Below are 17,316 nucleotides of genomic sequence, written 5' to 3' on the forward strand. Positions count from 1 at the left end.
CACCGAGGAGGGCCGATGCGCGTCGCGCTGTTCGTCACCTGTGTCAATGACACGCTCTGCCCGGGCACCGGGCGGGCGACGGTGGCGCTGCTCAACCGCCTGGGCGTCACCGTGGAGTTCCCGCCGGAGCAGAGCTGCTGCGGCCAGCCCTTCCTCAACAGCGGATACCGCAGCCGCACCGGGCCGCTGGTGCGCCGGTACACGGAGGTCTTCGGCGGCTATGACCACATCGTCACCCCTTCCGCTTCCTGTGCCGCCATGGTCCGTGAGCAATTCCCGCGGCTGGCCGGTGACTTGACGGCCCGGGTGGCGGCCCGGACCCATGAGCTGTCCGAATTCCTGGTCGATGTGCTGGGGGTGACGGAGGTCGGCGCGTATTTCCCGTACCAGGTCACCTATCACCCCACCTGTCATGGCCTGCGCGCCCTGGGTCTGGGCGACCGGCCGCGGCGGCTGCTGGAGAAGGTACGGGGCCTGGAACTGCGGGAGTTGTCCGGAGCGGAGGAATGCTGTGGATTCGGCGGCACCTTCTCGGTGAAGAATCCCGCGGTGTCCGCCGCGATGGGCGCCGACAAGGCGCGGGCCGTCACCGCCACCGGGGCGGGCGCGGTGTGCGCGGTGGACAACTCCTGTCTGCTGCACCTCGGGGGCACCCTGGCCCGCCAGGGCTCGGCGGTGCGCCCGGTGCACCTGGCCGAGATCCTGGCGAGCACGGAAGGAGATCTGTGGTGAGGACCCAGCGGACCCACCTGGGCATGCCGGCCTTTCCCGAGGCCGCCGAGCATTCCACCCGGGACCTGCGGCTGCGCGCCAACCTCCGGCACGCCACCGGCCTCATCCGCGAGCGGCGGGCCCGGGCGGTGGCCGAACTGGCCGACTGGGAGCGGCTGCGGGCGGCCGGCGCCGCCATCAAGGACCGCACCCTGCGCCATCTCGACCACTATCTGCTGCGGCTGGAGGAACGGGTCACCGCCGCCGGCGGCACCGTGCACTGGGCGGCCGACGCCGCCGAGGCCAACCGCATCGTCACCGGCCTGGTACGGGCCACCGGCGAGCGCGAGGTGGTCAAGGTCAAATCCATGGCCACCCAGGAGACCGGCCTCAATGAGGCGCTGGCCCGGGCGGGCATCCGGGCGTACGAGACCGACCTGGCCGAGCTGATCGTGCAGCTCGGCGATGACACCCCCTCCCACCTCCTGGTGCCCGCGGTACACCGCAATCGCACCGAGATCCGGGACATCTTCCGGGAGCGGATGGGCCATTGGGGCCGCCCGGCACCCGAGGGACTCGGCGACCGGCCCGCCGAACTGGCCGAGGCCGCCCGGCTGCACCTGCGGGAGAAGTTCCTGCGGGCCAGGGTGGGCATCTCCGGGGCCAACTTCATGGTCGCCGAGACCGGCACCCTGGTCGTGGTGGAGTCCGAGGGCAACGGCCGGATGTGCCTCACCCTCCCGGAGACCCTGATCTCGGTGGTGGGCATCGAGAAGACCGTGCCCACCTGGCAGGACCTGGAGGTGTATCTGCAACTGCTGCCGCGCTCCTCCACCGCGGAGCGGATGAACCCCTACACCTCCATGTGGACCGGCACCACCGAGGACGACGGGCCGCGCCACTTCCATCTGGTGCTACTGGACAACGGGCGCACCGACACCCTCGCCGACCGGGTGGGGCGGCAGGCCCTGCGCTGCATCCGCTGCTCGGCCTGCCTGAATGTCTGCCCGGTCTATGAGCGGGCCGGCGGCCATGCCTACGGCTCGCCCTACCCGGGGCCGATCGGCGCCATCCTCACCCCCCAACTGCGCGGCCTGGCCTCCCCATTGGAGGAGTCGCTGCCCTTCGCCTCCACCCTCTGCGGGGCCTGCTACCAGGTGTGCCCGGTGGCCATCGATATCCCCCAGGTGCTGCTGCATCTGCGGGAGCGGGTCGCCGAGGGCGGGGAGGCCACGGTGCGGGGCACCCGTACCGTGATCAGGCCCGCCCGCCGGCACGCCCTGGAACGGAGGCTGATGGAGACCGCCGCCTGGACGCTGGACCATCCCGGGCTGCTGCGCCGGGGCCAGCGGCTGGCCGCCCGCACCCGGCGGCTGCACCCCAGGCGGCTGCCCGGCCCCGGACGGGCCTGGACCGAGAGCCGGGAACTGCCCACGGTGCCACCGGAGTCCTTCCGCGACTGGTGGGCGCGCACCCGGGGCGGTGCCCGGTGAGCGGCTATGGCAGCCGGGAGCGGATCCTGGCCCGGGTGCGGCGGGCGCTGGCGGATGTGCCGGCCCATGAACGGCCCGGCGACCACCCGGTGCCCCGGGACTACACCACCGTGCACGGCACCCGGACCCCCGAGGAGACCGTCGACCTGCTGGCCGGGAACCTGGCAGACTACCGCGCCCGGGTGCACCGCACGGACACCGCGGGACTCCCCGCGCTGCTGGCCGCCCTGCTGGCCCGGCGCGGAGCCCGCCGAGTGGTGGTACCGGCCGGGCTGCCGCCCCAGTGGCTGTCCAGGGCGGTGGTGGAACCGGTCACCGACTCCCCCGCCCTGACCCCCCGGGAACTGGACGCCATGGACAGCGTGGTCACCGGCTGCGCCCTGGCCATCGCGGAGACCGGCACCGTGGTCCTGGACGCCGGCCCGGACCAGGGGCGGCGCCGGATCACCCTGATCCCCGACCACCATCTGTGTGTGGTGCGGGTTCCCGACCAGGTGGTGGACTCGGTGCCGCAGGCGCTGCGCCGGCTGTCCCCCTCCCGGCCGCAGACCTGGATCTCGGGCCCCTCGGCGACCAGCGACATCGAAATGGACCGGGTCGAGGGGGTGCACGGTCCGCGCACCCTGGAGGTGCTGCTGGTCAACCCCTGAGGGTGACCCCGCCGTTGGTACGCACGGCCCGCGTACGCGGCACAGGTGTCTGGGTGGGGCATCCGCGCACCGGCAGGCTGAAGCCGACAACGCAGTTGAGGCGAAAGAGGCTTCGGACGATGACGGTCAACACGGTGGACGCGCTGAACTGGTCAAGTGCCTGGTCAGCGGCGGTGCAGCGGCCCAGCAGCGGCTTTGCGGAGAACTGGGCGGAGCGCGGCTTTGACCACCACTCGGTACGGCAGGTGGTACGGCTCACCGGCGGCGGTACCGCGCTGCGCATCCGGCTCTCCAACCGCTATGGGGCGGAGCCGCTGACGGTCCGGTCCGCGACCGTGGCCCTGAGCGCCGGCGGCGCGGCCGTGAAGCCAGGCACGGTAAGGGAGTTGGCCTTCGCCGGTGACGCCTCGGTATGGATACCGGCCGGGGCCGAGACCATGACCGACCTGGTGGAACTCACGGTGGAGCCCTTTGCCTCGGTGGCGGTGACGCTCTACTTCGACGGCCCCACCGGCCCGTCGACCTTCCATGCCCAGGCGTGGACGGACAGTTACCGGGCGGCCGGTGATCACACGGCGGACCCGGGCGGGGAGCACTTCGCCGAGGTCACTCGCTCCTGGTACTACCTCTCCGATGTGGAGGTGGCGGACGTGGGGCCGGTCCAGGAGGCGGTGGTGGCCTTCGGTGACTCCCTCACCGATGGCTTTGGCAGCACGGTGGGCACCAACCACCGTTATCCGGATGCCCTTGCCGAGCGGCTGGCCGCCTCGGGACGGCGGTGGGCGGTGCTCAACCAGGGCATCGGCGGCAATCTGACGCTCCATGACTCCCCGTGGTTCGGGGAGCGGGGACTGGGCCGCTTTGAGCGGGACGTCCTGGCCAAGCCGGGGGTTCGCTCGGTGATTGTGCAGCTGGGTCTCAATGACATCGGCTTCAGCGAGGTCGATCTGCCGACCTACCGGCCCAACCCCGAGGTGTCCCCGGAGCAGTTGATCGCCGGGTACCGGGAACTGATCGAGCGTGCTCATGCCCGTGGGGTCCGGGTGATCGGTGCCACCATCACTCCTTTCAAGGGCTCGGAGTACTTCACGGCCCGGGCCGAGGCCAAGCGCCTGGCGGTCAATGAGTGGATCCGTACCTCGGGTGCCTATGACGCGGTGGCCGACTTCGCCGCGGTGCTGGCCGCCCCCGGTGACCGCGAACTGCTGAACCCCGCCTATGACTTCGGTGACCGCAAGCACCCCGGTGACGCGGGCTTCCGGCTGATGGCCGAGGCGGTGGACCTGGCCGCGCTCTGATCCAGGCCCCGGCGGCCCGCTATCCCACCGTGGCCAGTTGGGCATCCCGGCGCAGCAGCGCGGCATAGCGTCCGTCCTCGGCGAGCAGTTGGTCATGGGTGCCGGACTCGGCGATCCGTCCGGCGTCCAGGACCACGATCCGGTCGGCATCGCGGATGGTGGAGAGCCGGTGGGCGATGGTGAAGGTGGTGCGCCCGGCGGAGAGTGCGTCAATGGCCTGCTGGACGGCGTACTCGGTGCGGGTGTCCAGGGCGGAGGTGGCTTCGTCCAGGATGAGGATGGGCGGGTCACGCAGGATGGTGCGGGCTATGGCCAGGCGCTGTTGCTCTCCGCCGGAGAAGCGGTGGCCGCGCTCTCCGACCAGGGTGTCATAGCCCTGGGGCAGGGCGGCGATCCGGTCGTGGATCTGGGCCGCCCGGGCGGCGGCCCGGAGTTCCTCGTCGGTGGCGTCGGGTTTGGCGAAGCGCAGGTTGTCGGCGACCGAGGCATGGAAGAGGTAGGTCTCCTGGGAGACCACGCCGACCGCCCGGGAGAGGGTGTCGAAGTCCAGCCGGCGCACATCCACCCCGTCGATCAGCACCCGGCCCCCGGTGACGTCATAGAGCCGGGGAACCAGATGGCTGAGGGTGCTCTTACCGGATCCGGTGGGCCCGACCACGGCCAGGCTGCCGCCGGCCGGGACGGTCAGGTCGATCCCGGTGAGGGTGGGCGCGGCGGATCCTTCGGGGTCATAGCTGAACTCGACGTCCTCGAAGCGGACTTCGCCACTGATCCGTTCCAGCCGCACCGGCCGCTCGGGTTCGGCGATCTCCACCGGGAGGTCCAGATATTCGAAGATGCGCTGGAAGAGGGCGAGCGAGGTCTGGATGTCCACTCCGGTGCTCAGCAGGCCCACCGTGGGCCGCAGCAGGCCCTGTTGGAGGGAGACAAAGGCCACCAGCGTGCCCAGGGAGAGTCCGGGGCCGCCGAAGGTCAGGGCCATGCCTCCGGACCAGTAGAGGACGGCGGGCATGGCGGTCATCACGATGCCGATGACGGACATCCGCCAGCGGCCGGCCATCCCGGCCCGCACCTCCAGACCGGCCAGCCGGTCGGACTCCTCGGCGAACCGGGCGGTCAGCGAGTCGGCCCGGCCCATGGTGCGGCCGAGCACAATGCCGCTGACCGACAGCGACTCGGCGACCATGGTGGCCATCGCGGCCAGCTGCTTCTGCCGCTGCGAGGTGATCTTCTTGCGTTCCCGCCCCACCCGGTGGCTCAGCCAGCAGAACAGCGGCAGAAGCAGCAGGGAGACCGCGGTCAGCCGCCAGTCCAGGGCGAGCATCGCCGCGATGGTGGCCACCACGCTGGTGAGGTTGGAGACCAGTGAGGTGGCGGTGGAGGTCACGGTGGACTGCATGCCGCCGATGTCATTGGCGATTCGTGACTGGATCTCCCCGGAACGGGTGCGGGTGAAGAAGGCCAGCGGCATGCTCTGCAGCCGGGCGTAGACCCCGGTGCGCAGGTCGTGCATCACCCGCTGGCCGACGGTGGTGGAGATCAGCGTCTGGAGCACGCCGAAGACGCTGTTGACCACGGCGGCGGCGATCATGCCCAGGGCGAGCAGGGTCAGCAGCCCCGTACGGCGGTGCGGGATGGCCGTGTCCAGGATCTCGCGCAGCAGGAACGGCGAGGCCAGGCTCACCAGCGAGGAGGCGGCGACCAGCGCCCCCACCAGGGCGAGCCGGCCTCGATAGGGGCGGAACAGCCGGAGAATCCGCCGCACCTGGGCGGGCCGCTCCGGATCGGCGCGGGTGGGAGTGGAGTCGGTGGAATGAGGGCGCATGGCTCCTTCAATGCGATCGGGTTCAACGCGTGGGGTTCAACGCGTGGGTTCAACGTGGGTTCAACACGGTGGGGTTCAACGCGGTCGGGTTCAACGCGGTCGGGCAGCTTCCATCGGGCGGCGGGCCCACGGAACCCCTGAGCATCGAACCATGCAGAGCATAGCTCACTGTTACCTATACTCACAATGGACTTGGTCCTGATAGCCTGGGCCCATGACCGTCCCCGACCCGTCCGCCCAGGTGGCAGAGCAGTTGCTGCGGCTGACCCGCAAGCTCCACCGGGCCCAGAAGCGCTATCTGGACCCGATCGGCATCACTCCCGCCCAGTCCCGGCTGTTGCGCGCGGTGTCCCATCACGATCAGGCGAGCGGGGCACCGCGGATGGCCGATCTGGCCGAGCGCCTGGAGGTGGTGCCCCGGGCGGTCACCACCCTGGTGGACGCCCTGGAGGCGAACGGCGCGGTGCGCCGGGTGCCGGATCCCGCCAACCGCCGGGTGATCCGGGTGGAGCTCACCGAGGACGGCCGGCGCACCCTGCGGGCGCTGCGCGAGGCGCGCCGCTCGGCCGTGGAGGAGATCCTGGCGCCACTGACCGCCGAGCGCCGTGCCGCGCTCGGCGGTCTGCTGACCGAGTTGCTCGGGGGTGGGCCGGTTCCGTGCGGTGACTGATGCCGCCGGGCCCGCCCGCCGTCAACAGCCCCGGCGGTCCTCCGTCAGCTGCCCCTGGACGGTGGCCAGGGTCCGGTCGTAGCAGGCGCCGGGGCCGAGCAGCCGGTAGCGCTCCTGGGAGACTCCCCTGGCGTGCCGCTGCTCCCGGGGGACGTTCTGCATATAGGACGCGTTACCGGCATAGGTGTCGTCCAGCCGGCTCCAGTCGAGGCGCTTCCCCGCCCGCATGGTGCGCAGGTCCGCCTGGTCCCCCATGGTCAGCACGGTGCGCAGCCGGTTGTCCGGATCCACGGTGGTGACGCCCTCCATGCGGTACTCGCGGTGGGCGGTGCTCACCGTGGCCGGTCCGCGGCCGGCGACGGTGACGGTCTGGTCGTCCGTCCAGCGGGCTCGCAGTCCGTCCGTGGTCTCGCCGTCCTTCCAGCGGTGCAGCGAGGTGTCGCTGACCCGGCGGCCGACCGTGGTGGTGACCCGGCCGTGCGAGGTCTTGAGGTATCCGCTGACGGTAAGCGCGTGCTCGGCGCCGGCCGTCACCCGGTGCCGGGGGCCGGCCCGATAGTCGGCGGTGTCGCGCGGGGCGGTCTCCTGGTGGCCGGTGAGCGCACCGGTGACCACGGCGGCCTTGGCGTCCTGCCAGACCAGGACATTGACCGGGGTGTCCCAGCCGCTCTGCCCCTTGGGCACGCCGGCCACCGACACCGATATCCGGTGCGGCTTGCCGTCGTTCAACTGGCCGGCGAACGGGGTGAGATCGAACTCCACCGGTTTGACATCGAAGGCCCGCGGGCCCGGGACGACGTACCACAGGAAGGGGTTGGACCAGCCGCCGGTCCACACCGTGGGGTAGGGGGCGGCGATCCCGGCCAGCCGTCCGTCCACCGAGACCCGCACCTCACGGTGCGGGCCGTCCTGGGACTTGCAGGAGTAGGGCGCGTTCTCCGGCACGGCCAGGTACCAGAACTCCTCGCAGCCGCCGCCGGATCCGGTGGCATAGACCTCGGCGAGGATCCGCTCGCTGTTCCGCGGGGTGCTCAAGGTGCCCTCGTAGGACGCCCCTTCGCTGTGCGCGCTGCCCAGGGTGAGTACCCGGTCCGGCGTGTGGGCGGGCCGGGTCCGGCCCTCGGCGGCGTAGAAGGTCAGGGTGGCCTTGACCTTGATGACCCCGGTGTAGGTGGCGTCCACGACGTTGCCGATCAGCATCTCCACAGGCTGTGCGGAGCGCAGGGTGGGCGCGTAGCGGGTGACGTCCTTCTCCACATGCCAGGCGACGCCCTTGGGCGAGGGCTCGGGCGTGGAGGTGCGCAGCACTTCCACGCCGCCGATGTGCAGATAGCCCAGCCGGTCGTACTGCCGCCCGGCGACCGAGCCGTCCAGCCGCAGCACGACCTTGTTCCAGTGGTCGCCGCAGCCCTTGGGCGGGGTGTAGGTGGCGCGGTAGGGGGTGTAGTCGCGGAACTCGGTCTGCGCCACGGTGACTTGGCAGGAGGTGGTGTGCGGTACGGACACCGGCGGGCCGGCGGTGACCGGGTCGTGCCAGGAGGTGCCGAACTCCGTGGGTGGCGGCGGGGTGGCGGCGGCCGCCGGGTGGATGCCCAGCGCCAGCCCGAGGGCCAGGGTGCTCAGCGCGATCAACAGTCGTCTCATGCGCCAGGAGTGAACCGCGTTACGCCGCGCCCTGCTAGAGCGACTCTTGGCCAGCCGGGCGCCCCATGCCTCGGACCAGGTCCAGCGCGCCCAGCCCGCACACGGCGCCGAGCACGATGAACACCGGGGTGAGCACCTTCGCCGGCACCGATCAGCAGGGCCCAGAGCGCGGTGTGCGTCAGGGTGCGGTGGCCGCCATTGCGCCGTGGATCGCCATGACCCGGGTGGCCCGGTAGACGGCGAGCGAGAGCCGGTCCACGATAGCCAGGCCGCCGCGCCGGACAGCGAGTGCGCCGGTCCCATCATGGTGGTCCACCCCTTTTGCCGGCTTGTGCCGTATGGCGTCCCATGTTTCTGACGCCGGTTCGGCAACTCAGCGTAACCCCCGATGATCATCGACTGACCGGCCGGTTGTCCGACCGGGGGGCGGGCCAGGCAGTATGGAGGCGTGACCCTTATCGATCAGATGCCGAGCCATGCCGACCCCGATGCCCTCTTCGAGGCATTCTCGACCTGGGCCGAGGAGCGGGGCATCTCGCTGTACCCCGCGCAGGAGGAGGCGCTGATCGAGGTGGTCTCCGGGGCGAATGTGATCCTTTCCACACCGACCGGTTCCGGCAAGAGCCTGGTGGCGGCCGGCGCCCACTTCACCGCGCTCGCCAACGACCAGGTGACCTTCTACACCGCCCCCATCAAGGCGCTGGTCTCGGAGAAGTTCTTCGACCTGTGCAAGCTGTTCGGCACCGAGAACGTCGGCATGCTCACCGGCGACGCCTCGGTCAACGCGGACGCCCCGGTGATCTGCTGCACCGCTGAGGTGCTGGCCTCCATCGCGCTGCGGGACGGCAAGGACGCCGATATCGGCCAGGTCGTGATGGACGAGTTCCACTTCTATGCCGAGCCGGACCGTGGCTGGGCCTGGCAGATCCCGCTGCTGGAGCTGCCCCAGGCGCAGTTCATCCTGATGTCCGCCACTCTGGGCGATGTCTCCCGGTTCGAGGAGGACCTCACTCGCCGTACCGGGCGGCCCACTTCGGTGGTGCGCTCGGCCACCCGTCCGGTGCCGCTGTCCTATGAGTACCGCAGCACCCCGCTCACCGAGACCCTCACCGAGCTGCTGCAGACCCGCCAAGCCCCGGTCTATATCGTGCACTTCACCCAGGCGGCCGCGGTGGAGCGGGCGCAGGCGCTGATGAGCATCAATATGTGCTCGCGCGAGGAGAAGGACGAGATCGCCAAGCTGATCGGCAACTTCCGGTTCACCACCAAGTTCGGCCGGAACCTGGCGCGTTTCGTCAAGCACGGCATCGGGGTGCACCACGCCGGCATGCTGCCCAAGTACCGCCGCCTGGTGGAGCGGCTGGCCCAGGCCGGTCTGCTGAAGGTGATCTGCGGCACCGACACCCTGGGCGTGGGCGTCAACGTCCCCATCCGCACGGTGCTGTTCACCGCGCTGACCAAGTACGACGGCCAGCGGGTGCGCACCCTGCGGGCGCGGGAGTTCCACCAGATCGCGGGACGGGCCGGCCGGGCCGGCTTCGACACCGCGGGCTTTGTGGTGGCCCAGGCCCCGGACCATGTCGTCGAGAATGAGAAGGCACTGGCCAAGGCGGGCGACGACCCCAAGAAGCGGCGCAAGGTGGTGCGCAAGAAGGCGCCCGAGGGCTTTGTCAACTGGACCGAGAACACCTTCGAGAAGCTGATCGCCTCCGAGCCCGAGCAGCTCACCTCCCGCTTCCAGGTGACCCACGCCATGCTGCTGTCGGTCATCGCCCGCCCGGGCAACGCCTTCGAGGCGATGCGCCGGCTGCTGGAGGACAACCACGAGCCGCGCCGGAACCAGCTGCGGCACATCCGCCGGGCCATCGCCATCTACCGCTCGCTGCTGCACGGCGGCGTGGTGGAGCGGCTGGACAAGCCGGACGCCGAGGGCCGTATCGTCCGGCTGACGGTGGACCTGCAGTCGGACTTCGCGCTCAACCAGCCGCTGTCCACCTTCGCCCTGGCCGCCTTTGAGCTGCTCGACCCCGAGTCCCCGTCCTACGCCCTGGACATGGTGTCGGTGGTGGAATCCACCCTGGACGACCCCCGGCAGATCCTGGCCGCCCAGCAGAACAAGGCCCGGGGCGAGGCGGTGGCGGCGATGAAGGCCGAGGGGGTGGAGTACGAGGAGCGCATGGAGCGGCTGCAGGACATCGGCTACCCCAAGCCGCTGGAGGAGCTGCTCACCCACGCCTATGACGTCTACCGCAAGAGCCACCCCTGGGTGGGCGACCATCCGCTCTCCCCCAAGTCGGTCATCCGCGATATGTACGAACGCGCCATGACCTTCACCGAGTTCACCTCCTTCTACGACCTGGCGCGCACCGAGGGCATCGTGCTGCGCTATCTGGCCAGTGCCTACAAGGCCCTGGACCACACCGTGCCGGCCGACCTGAAGTCCGATGACTTCGAGGACCTGATCGCCTGGCTGGGCGAGATGGTGCGCCAGGTGGACTCCAGCCTGCTGGACGAGTGGGAGCAGCTGGCCAACCCGGAGGAGGAGACCGCCGAGCAGGCCCAGGAGCGCGCCGACCAGGTCAAGCCGGTCACCGCCAACGCCCGGGCGTTCCGGGTGCTGGTGCGCAACGCCCTGTTCCGCCGGGTGGAGCTGGCCGCCCTGGACAACCTGGCCGAACTGGGCGAGATGGATGCCGAGTCCGGCTGGGACGAGGAGCGCTGGGCCGAGGCCATGGACGCGTACTGGGAGGAGTACGAGGACCTGGGCACCGGCCCCGACGCCCGCGGCCCCAAGCTGCTGCGCATCGAGGAGCACCCGGAGGACGGCCTGTGGCGGGTCCGCCAGACCTTCGCGGACCCCAATGGCGACCATGACTGGGGCATTTCGGCCGAGGTCGACCTGGCGGCCTCGGATGAGGAGGGGCGTGCCGTGGTCAAGGTGACCTCGGTGGGGCAGCTGTAGCGTCCGGCCCGGAGCGGCCCGGTCCCGCGCGGTCCACCGTGTAGCGGCGCAGTTCGCCCCAGCGCCGGTCACGGATCTGGATGAATCCCGGGCCCTGCCGCCAGACGCACCGGCCCAGATAGTGGTCGTGGCGCCGGCGGGCCGGCAGTTCCGCGCCGTCGGGCGGGCCCAACAGCTCACCCGGCGGCTGGAGATGGCCCAGGGACCGGGCGGACGGGGTGCCGGGTCCCAGCCGTACGCGCCAGTCGACGCAGATGGCGTGTGCGGTCAGCTCCCTGATCAGACAGGGCGTCCGGACGGCGGCCTCGGGGCGGGAGTGGTCGGTGAGGTCGGTCAGGCCGGGGAACTCCACCCCGGCCCGCCACCGGCCGCCAGTTGAGAAATCGGCTTCCGTATTCCCTGTTCTGCCGCCCGGATCATTCCTCGCCCGGGTCCACCAGCACGGTCATCTCAAAGGCGATCTGCCCGATGTCCGCCCCGGAGCCGCCGAGTACGCACAGACAGCTTCCATCGCCGGCCGCGGTGACCAGCAGCACTCCCCCGTCGAACTCCACCATCGTCTGCCGCACCCGTCCCGCCCGGAACTGCCGCCCGGCACCCTTGGCCAGGGCCTGCAACCCGGAGGCGACGGCGGCCAGATGCTCGGCGTCCTCGCGTTCCAGGCCGGTGCTGGCGCCGGTCACCAGACCGTCGTCGGACAGCACCAGTGCGTGGCGTATCCCCTCGATCCGCCGGGTCAGATCGTCGAGCATCGGACCGAGTTCCCTGTCGAGCGCCATACGTCGCCGCCTCCCCGTTTCGCGGTTCCCGAACTGCCGTGCAAGCCTTGCTCACCGGCGACCCGTCGGCAACCCGGCCACCGGCCGGTCAGCCCGCCGGCACCGCCGATGCCGCCGGCACCGCCTCTCCCCGCACGGCGGCGGCAAAGGCCTCGGGATTGTCGAACATCACGTTGTGGCGGGCTCCCGGCACGGTCTCCACCTCCACTCCCGCCGCCACCAGCTCCCGCCGGCCGCGGAGTTCACCGCTGAGCTCGCCCTGCAGATACCGCCGGGGTATCCGGGTCCGCAGCAGCATCTGCCGCATCGTGGGCCGGGTCGCCCGCACCAGGTGCACCGCGCTGCGGTGCAGGGCCACCGGGGCGGCCAGCCGCATGGTGGCCCGCCACAGCGGCCCCACCCGCTCCAGGGTCCGCGCATAGCCGTCGCGCAGGAACTCCTCCTCGGAGTACGCCGCGATCCCGCTGCTGCCCGAGGTCACGGCCGGGTTGGGGTCCAGATTGGCCTCCGCCAGCAGCAGGCGGGCGACCAGTTCGGGCCGCCGGTGGGCCAGCACCATGGCCACCGCCCCGCCCATGCTGTGCCCGATCAGCTCGGCGCCGCGCACCCCGGCCGCGTCCAGGGCCGCCGCCAGCGCGTCGGCGTGTTCCTCCAGGGAGTAGCCGAAGTCAACCGGCCGGTCGCTGATGCCATGACCGGGCAGGTCGACAAAGAGCGAGCGCCGCCCGGCCAGTTCGGGGCGCGCCGCGATATGGGCGAAGTACACCGGCGAGGAGGAGCCCAGTCCATGGACGTACACCCGGGCCGGCCCCTCCCCCGCCGTCTCGGTCCACCGCACACAGGCCCCCTCGGGGCCGAACTCCGCCTGGTACACGCCCGCTCTCCTTCCGGTGATGTCCCGCTGATGTCCTGCTGACGTCCCGCTGATGTTGCGCGCCGCCACAATACATCGATGTCGATGTATTCCGATGGCGAGGTACCACGGGCCTGAGGTTGAATACCGGCATGCTGGAACTCGCCATCCTGGGCTTCCTCTACGAGACCCCGCTGCACGGCTATGAGCTGCGCAAGCGCATCGCCGCCCTCACCGGGCACGTCAAGCCGGTGGCCGAGGGGTCGCTCTACCCCGCCGTCAAGCGGCTGGAGAAGGCCGGGCTGCTGGCGCGGGAGACCCAGCCGGGAGCGGGCGCGGCGCCCCGGCATGTGCTGAGCCTGACCGAAGCCGGCCGCGCGGAGCTGCGCCACCGCCTGGCCCGGCCCGCCGAAACCGACATCTCCGATGAGAACCGCTGGTTCACCGTGCTGGCCTTTCTGCGCCACCTGGCGGACCCGGACGCCCAGGCGGCCGTACTGGAGCGGCGGCTGGCCTTCCTCAGTCAGCCCGCCAGCTTCTTCTACGCCGGTGACCGCCCGCTGCGCGCCGAGGAGATCGAAGACCCCTTCCGGCGCGGGGTGCTCACCATCGCCCGTGCCACCAGCCGCGCCGAACTCACCTGGCTGCGTACCACTTTGGAGACCCTGCGGGCGCGGTGACCCGGCGCACCGGTGTGCGCCGCGGGTCCGGCTCCCGGGCGCCGGGCACACTTGGACAACCGCGAAGGCGTGTCACCAACCGCTCGGCCACCCTTTCCCTTTCCGTCACCCTGAAGTCGTGTACATGCCAGTCCAGCCGCCCTACGCTGCCAGCGCACCACACGGAGAGACACCCCGGAAGAGCTGCCGCCCACCCCCACGTACGGAGGACCCGTGCCCGCCGCAGCCATCGACCACCCCGCCCCGCGCAGACCTCGCCGCCGCCGGATCGGCGCCATGGCCACGGCCCTGGGACTCGCCGCCACCTCGCTGGGCCTCTGGGCCTCCAGCTCCTCGGCATCCCCGGCCGCGGCCGTCCCCACCCCGGACCATGTGGTGGTGGTCGTCTTCGAGAACCACGCCTATGACCAGGTCGTCGGCTCCTCCAGCGCCCCCTACATCAACTCCCTGGTCAAGGGCGGCGCCAACCTCACCCAGTCCTTCGCCGAGACCCACCCCAGCCAGCCCAACTACTACGCGCTGTTCTCCGGCGACACCCAGGGCGTCACCGACGACAGCTGTGTGGACATAGGTTTCAGCGACGCCCCCAACCTGGCCTCCGAACTGGCCGACGCCCACCAGAGCTGGGGCAGCTACAACGAGTCGCTGCCGTCGGAGGGTTCCACCACCTGCCGCAGCGGCAACTACGCCCAGAAGCACAACCCCTGGTTCGGCTTCAGCAATGTACCGCTGCAGAGCGCGCACACCTTCGACGCCTTCCCCAGCGACTACAGCCAGCTGCCGACGGTGTCCTTCGTCGTCCCCAACCTCTGCAACGACATGCACGACTGCTCGGTGTCCACCGGCGACAACTGGCTCAGGAACAACCTCAAGAGCTATGCCGACTGGGCGCAGAACCACAACAGCCTGCTGCTGCTCACCTTCGACGAGGACAACCGGCTGAGCGGCAACCGCATCCCCACCGTCCTCTACGGCCAGCCGGTCAAGGCCGGTTCGTCCACCGACACCACCTACAACCACTACGACGTGCTGCACACCCTTGAGGACATGTACGGCACCGCGCATGCCGGAAACGCCGCCAACGGCCAGGACATCACCGGCATCTGGAACAACTGACGTGTATCTCGCGGACAGCCGCGGCACCCCTGACAGCCCCGACACACCTGACACCCCTCATACCGCCGGCCGGGCCGCTGGGCCCGGCCGGCGGGCCGTCGTCCCGGGCGCGGTGCTGGTGCTGGGCACCGTCAGCCTGGTCACCGATGTCTCCTCGGAGATGGTCACCGCCGTCCTGCCGCTCTACCTGGTCGGCGAACTGGGCCTGACCCCACTGGGGTTCGGCCTGCTGGACGGCGTCTACAACGGCGTCAGCGCCCTGGTGCGACTGCTCGGCGGCCGGCTCTCCGACCGCCGCGGCGGCCACAAGGCGGTGGCGGCGGTGGGCTACGGCCTGTCCGCGCTGTGCAAACCACTGCTGCTCACCGTGCACAGCCTGCCGCTGATCGGCGCGGTGCTGGCCGCCGACCGCACCGGCAAGGGGCTGCGCACCGCGCCCCGGGACGCCCTGATCTCACTGTCCTGTGCACCCGCCGCCCGGGGCCGGGCCTTCGGCGTGCACCGGGCCATGGACACCGCGGGCGCGCTGCTGGGCCCGCTGGCCGCCTTTGTGATCCTGCGCATCGCGGCCGGCGGATATGACGCCGTCTTCACCGTCAGCGGCTGCGTCGCCGCGCTGGGCGTGCTCATCCTGCTGCTCTTCGCCCCGGGGCGCACCGCCCGGACCGGTCCCGTCCCGGAGTGCCAACCCCGGCCGGTACGGGGCCTGTTGCGCCTGACGGCCGTACGGCGGCTGACCGGCTGCGCGATGCTGCTGGGGCTGACCACGGTCAGCGACTCCTTCCTCTATCTCACCCTGCAGCGCCGGCTGGAGCTGTCGGAGTCCTGGTTCCCGCTGCTGCCGCTGGGCACCGCGGCCGCCTTTCTGCTGCTGGCCGTGCCGCTGGGCGTGGTCGCCGACCGGATCGGCCGGCGCCGGCTGTTCCTCGCCGGCCATCTGGCCCTGCTGGCGGCCTACGGCCTCCTGATCACCTCTCCCGGCGGCTCTCCCGTGCTGGCCGGCGCGGTGCTCACTCTGCACGGCGCCTTCTATGCCGCCACCGATGGAGTGCTGGCCGCCGCCACCGCCGACGCGGTGCCCGAGCAACTACGCGGCAGCGGCCTGGCGGTGGTGCAGACCGGGCAGGCGGCGGCCCGCTTCCTGTGCTCCCTCGCCTTCGGCGCGGCCTGGACCGCCTGGGGCGACCGCACCGCGCTCACCACGGCGGCGGCGGGCCTGGCGCTGTCCGCCGCGCTCAGCATCCCGCTGCTGCGCCCCAACCCCACACCGGAGCAGGCCCGTTGACCCGAACCCACCGCATCCTGATCCTGCTGACCGCGGTCCTCGTACTGGGCGCGGTGGCCATCGGCGCCACCCTGCACGCGGCCGGGCGGGCGGCCGAGAAGGACCGCCCCCAGGCGGGCGGCCCCGAGGTCCGTTCCGGCGCGGTGGTGCTGGACGCCCCGGGCCGCGCCGTCTTCCGCAATATGGCCTGGGGCCCGCACCGCGACCAGCTGACCTCGGTCCCGGCCGGTGATCCGGGCGGGGTGCGCACCGCCTCCGGGGTGCGCTGTCTGCGCTTCCACTCGGCCGGCGGGACCGGGGTGTGCCTGCAGGCGGTGCACGGCAAGCTGCGGGACGGCTACCGCGCGCTGGTGCTGGACGCCCGGTTGCGCACCACGCACCGCTACGGCCTGTCGGGCATCCCCACCCGGGCCCGGGTCTCGCCCAGCGGCCGCACCGTCGCCTGGACGGTCTTCGTCAGCGGCGACTCCTATGCGGGCACCTCCTTCTCCACCCGGACCTCCATCGCCGACGCGCGCTCCGGGGACCTCGACCGCGATCCGGAGAGCTACCGCTTCCTCCTGGACGGCCGCCCGCACCACGCCCCGGACCTCAATGTCTGGGGCGTCACCTTCGCCGATGACAACCGGTTCTTCGCCACCGTGGCCACCGGCGGACAGACCTATCTGGTGCGCGGCGACCGGCGGCAGCGGACGCTGAGCTCGCTGCACCGGAATGTGGAGTGCCCGTCCCTGTCCCCGGACGGAACCCGGGTGGCGTACAAGAAACGGGTGGCGGGCGCCTCCTCGGACGCCCCCTGGCGGCTGTACGTCCTGGACCTGCGCACCCTGCGGGAGACGGCCACCGCCGAGGGGCGCAGCGTGGACGATCAGGCGGTGTGGCGGGACGGCCGGACCCTGGTCTACTCCCTGCCCGGCGCCTATGGCTCCGATCTGTGGACGGTGCCGGCGGACGGCTCCGGCCGGCCCCGCCTGCTGACCAGGGCGGCGCTTGCCCCGGCCTTCCCGGCCGGCTGAGCGGCTATGGCCGGTCCGACAACGAGAACCGGCAGGAACCGGCGAGAACCGGCAGGCGACGCGCTACCGGTCCAGCTCCTTACGGGCCACCCTGCGCAGCCGCTTGCGCTGCGAGGGATCCAGCAGCAGATAGGCACCCACCGGTACGCCCACCATCACCAGCAGTCCCACCCAGAAGCCCACCAGCCATATCAGCACCACGCCCGCCGTCACGCCCGCGACGGCGACCTTCGCCCCATTGCTCATCGGACCGCACCTCCTCGCACGACCGCGCACCGCGCTCTCGCTCTTCCCCAGCACAACGCCGGGCCGCCGCGCCCGGTTCCCGGCCGGC

At 71.4% G+C, this 17,316-nt stretch carries 16 protein-coding genes and 1 pseudogene; 10 read left to right on the forward strand and 7 right to left on the reverse strand.

Annotation, left to right across the window (positions count from 1 at the left end):
• Nucleotides 1-15 precede the first annotated feature (15 nt).
• The 4 genes from ACIHFE_RS27630 (at nt 16) to ACIHFE_RS27645 (ending at nt 4,152) form a co-directional block, all read left to right on the forward strand.
• Nucleotides 16-732, forward strand: coding sequence for a (Fe-S)-binding protein (locus tag ACIHFE_RS27630; RefSeq protein ID WP_400110710.1), 717 nt, complete (start codon nt 16-18; stop codon nt 730-732).
• Between the two features lie 23 nt (nt 733-755).
• The gene (locus ACIHFE_RS27635) at nt 756-2,204 is read left to right on the forward strand and encodes a lactate utilization protein B (RefSeq protein ID WP_400110895.1); all 1,449 of its coding nucleotides are present in this window, start codon (nt 756-758) and stop codon (nt 2,202-2,204) included.
• Nucleotides 2,201-2,854: a lactate utilization protein C gene (locus ACIHFE_RS27640; RefSeq protein WP_400110711.1), complete on the forward strand. Its 654-nt coding sequence runs from the start codon at nt 2,201-2,203 to the stop codon at nt 2,852-2,854. Before ACIHFE_RS27635 ends, ACIHFE_RS27640 begins: the two co-directional genes overlap by 4 nt.
• Before the next feature lie 119 nt (nt 2,855-2,973).
• Nucleotides 2,974-4,152, forward strand: a complete 1,179-nt coding sequence (locus ACIHFE_RS27645; protein ID WP_400110714.1) for an SGNH/GDSL hydrolase family protein — start codon at nt 2,974-2,976, stop codon at nt 4,150-4,152.
• A 19-nt stretch (nt 4,153-4,171) separates the two neighbouring features.
• On the opposite strand, the gene ACIHFE_RS27650 is transcribed toward ACIHFE_RS27645, so the two are convergent.
• Nucleotides 4,172-5,977 (reverse strand): ABC transporter ATP-binding protein, encoded by a 1,806-nt coding sequence (locus ACIHFE_RS27650; RefSeq protein ID WP_400110715.1) that lies wholly within the window; start codon nt 5,975-5,977, stop codon nt 4,172-4,174.
• 214 nt (nt 5,978-6,191) lie between these two features.
• Between ACIHFE_RS27650 and ACIHFE_RS27655 the strand changes: the two genes are divergently transcribed.
• The gene (locus tag ACIHFE_RS27655) at nt 6,192-6,647 is read left to right on the forward strand and encodes a MarR family winged helix-turn-helix transcriptional regulator (protein ID WP_400110717.1); all 456 of its coding nucleotides are present in this window, start codon (nt 6,192-6,194) and stop codon (nt 6,645-6,647) included.
• 21 nt (nt 6,648-6,668) lie between these two features.
• On the opposite strand, the gene ACIHFE_RS27660 is transcribed toward ACIHFE_RS27655, so the two are convergent.
• Both ACIHFE_RS27660 and ACIHFE_RS27665 read right to left on the reverse strand, forming a co-directional pair.
• A complete protein-coding gene (locus ACIHFE_RS27660) occupies nt 6,669-8,291 on the reverse strand; it encodes a peptide-N4-asparagine amidase (protein WP_400110719.1) in 1,623 nt (540 codons plus the stop codon).
• A 131-nt stretch (nt 8,292-8,422) separates the two neighbouring features.
• A pseudogene (locus tag ACIHFE_RS27665) lies at nt 8,423-8,631 on the reverse strand (metal-dependent hydrolase); the annotation flags it as partial.
• 108 nt (nt 8,632-8,739) lie between these two features.
• Between ACIHFE_RS27665 and ACIHFE_RS27670 the strand changes: the two are divergent.
• Nucleotides 8,740-11,253 carry a DEAD/DEAH box helicase gene (locus ACIHFE_RS27670; RefSeq protein ID WP_400110721.1) on the forward strand — a complete coding sequence of 838 codons (2,514 nt, stop codon included), beginning with the start codon at nt 8,740-8,742 and terminating at the stop codon, nt 11,251-11,253.
• Here the strand turns inward: ACIHFE_RS27670 and ACIHFE_RS27675 are convergent.
• The 3 genes from ACIHFE_RS27675 to ACIHFE_RS27685 form a co-directional block, all read right to left on the reverse strand.
• A complete protein-coding gene (locus ACIHFE_RS27675; protein WP_400110723.1) occupies nt 11,225-11,605 on the reverse strand; it encodes a DUF5825 family protein in 381 nt (126 codons plus the stop codon). The two genes, ACIHFE_RS27670 and ACIHFE_RS27675, sit on opposite strands and share 29 nt — an antisense overlap.
• 64 nt (nt 11,606-11,669) lie before the next feature.
• Nucleotides 11,670-12,032, reverse strand: coding sequence for a roadblock/LC7 domain-containing protein (locus ACIHFE_RS27680; protein WP_400110725.1), 363 nt, complete (start codon nt 12,030-12,032; stop codon nt 11,670-11,672).
• An 88-nt stretch (nt 12,033-12,120) separates the two neighbouring features.
• A complete protein-coding gene (locus ACIHFE_RS27685; protein WP_400110727.1) occupies nt 12,121-12,906 on the reverse strand; it encodes an alpha/beta fold hydrolase in 786 nt (261 codons plus the stop codon).
• Between the two features lie 131 nt (nt 12,907-13,037).
• On the opposite strand from ACIHFE_RS27685, the gene ACIHFE_RS27690 reads away from it, so the two are divergent.
• The 4 genes from ACIHFE_RS27690 (at nt 13,038) to ACIHFE_RS27705 (ending at nt 16,982) form a co-directional block, all read left to right on the forward strand.
• The gene (locus tag ACIHFE_RS27690; protein ID WP_400110729.1) at nt 13,038-13,565 is read left to right on the forward strand and encodes a PadR family transcriptional regulator; all 528 of its coding nucleotides are present in this window, start codon (nt 13,038-13,040) and stop codon (nt 13,563-13,565) included.
• Nucleotides 13,566-13,841: 276 nt separating this feature from the next.
• Complete coding sequence (locus ACIHFE_RS27695) at nt 13,842-14,681, forward strand: alkaline phosphatase family protein (protein WP_400110897.1); 840 nt, start codon at nt 13,842-13,844, stop codon at nt 14,679-14,681.
• Nucleotide 14,682: 1 nt separating this feature from the next.
• Nucleotides 14,683-15,966, forward strand: a complete 1,284-nt coding sequence (locus tag ACIHFE_RS27700; RefSeq protein WP_400110730.1) for an MFS transporter — start codon at nt 14,683-14,685, stop codon at nt 15,964-15,966.
• A complete protein-coding gene (locus tag ACIHFE_RS27705; protein WP_400110732.1) occupies nt 15,963-16,982 on the forward strand; it encodes a TolB family protein in 1,020 nt (339 codons plus the stop codon). Before ACIHFE_RS27700 ends, ACIHFE_RS27705 begins: the two co-directional genes overlap by 4 nt.
• A gap of 63 nt (nt 16,983-17,045) precedes the next feature.
• On the opposite strand, the gene ACIHFE_RS27710 is transcribed toward ACIHFE_RS27705, so the two are convergent.
• Nucleotides 17,046-17,228 carry a hypothetical protein gene (locus tag ACIHFE_RS27710; protein ID WP_400110734.1) on the reverse strand — a complete coding sequence of 61 codons (183 nt, stop codon included), beginning with the start codon at nt 17,226-17,228 and terminating at the stop codon, nt 17,046-17,048.
• Nucleotides 17,229-17,316: the final 88 nt, after the last annotated feature.

It is taken from the genome of Streptomyces sp. NPDC052396, from assembly GCF_044593195.1.
In the GTDB taxonomy this organism is placed as follows: domain Bacteria; phylum Actinomycetota; class Actinomycetes; order Streptomycetales; family Streptomycetaceae; genus Streptomyces.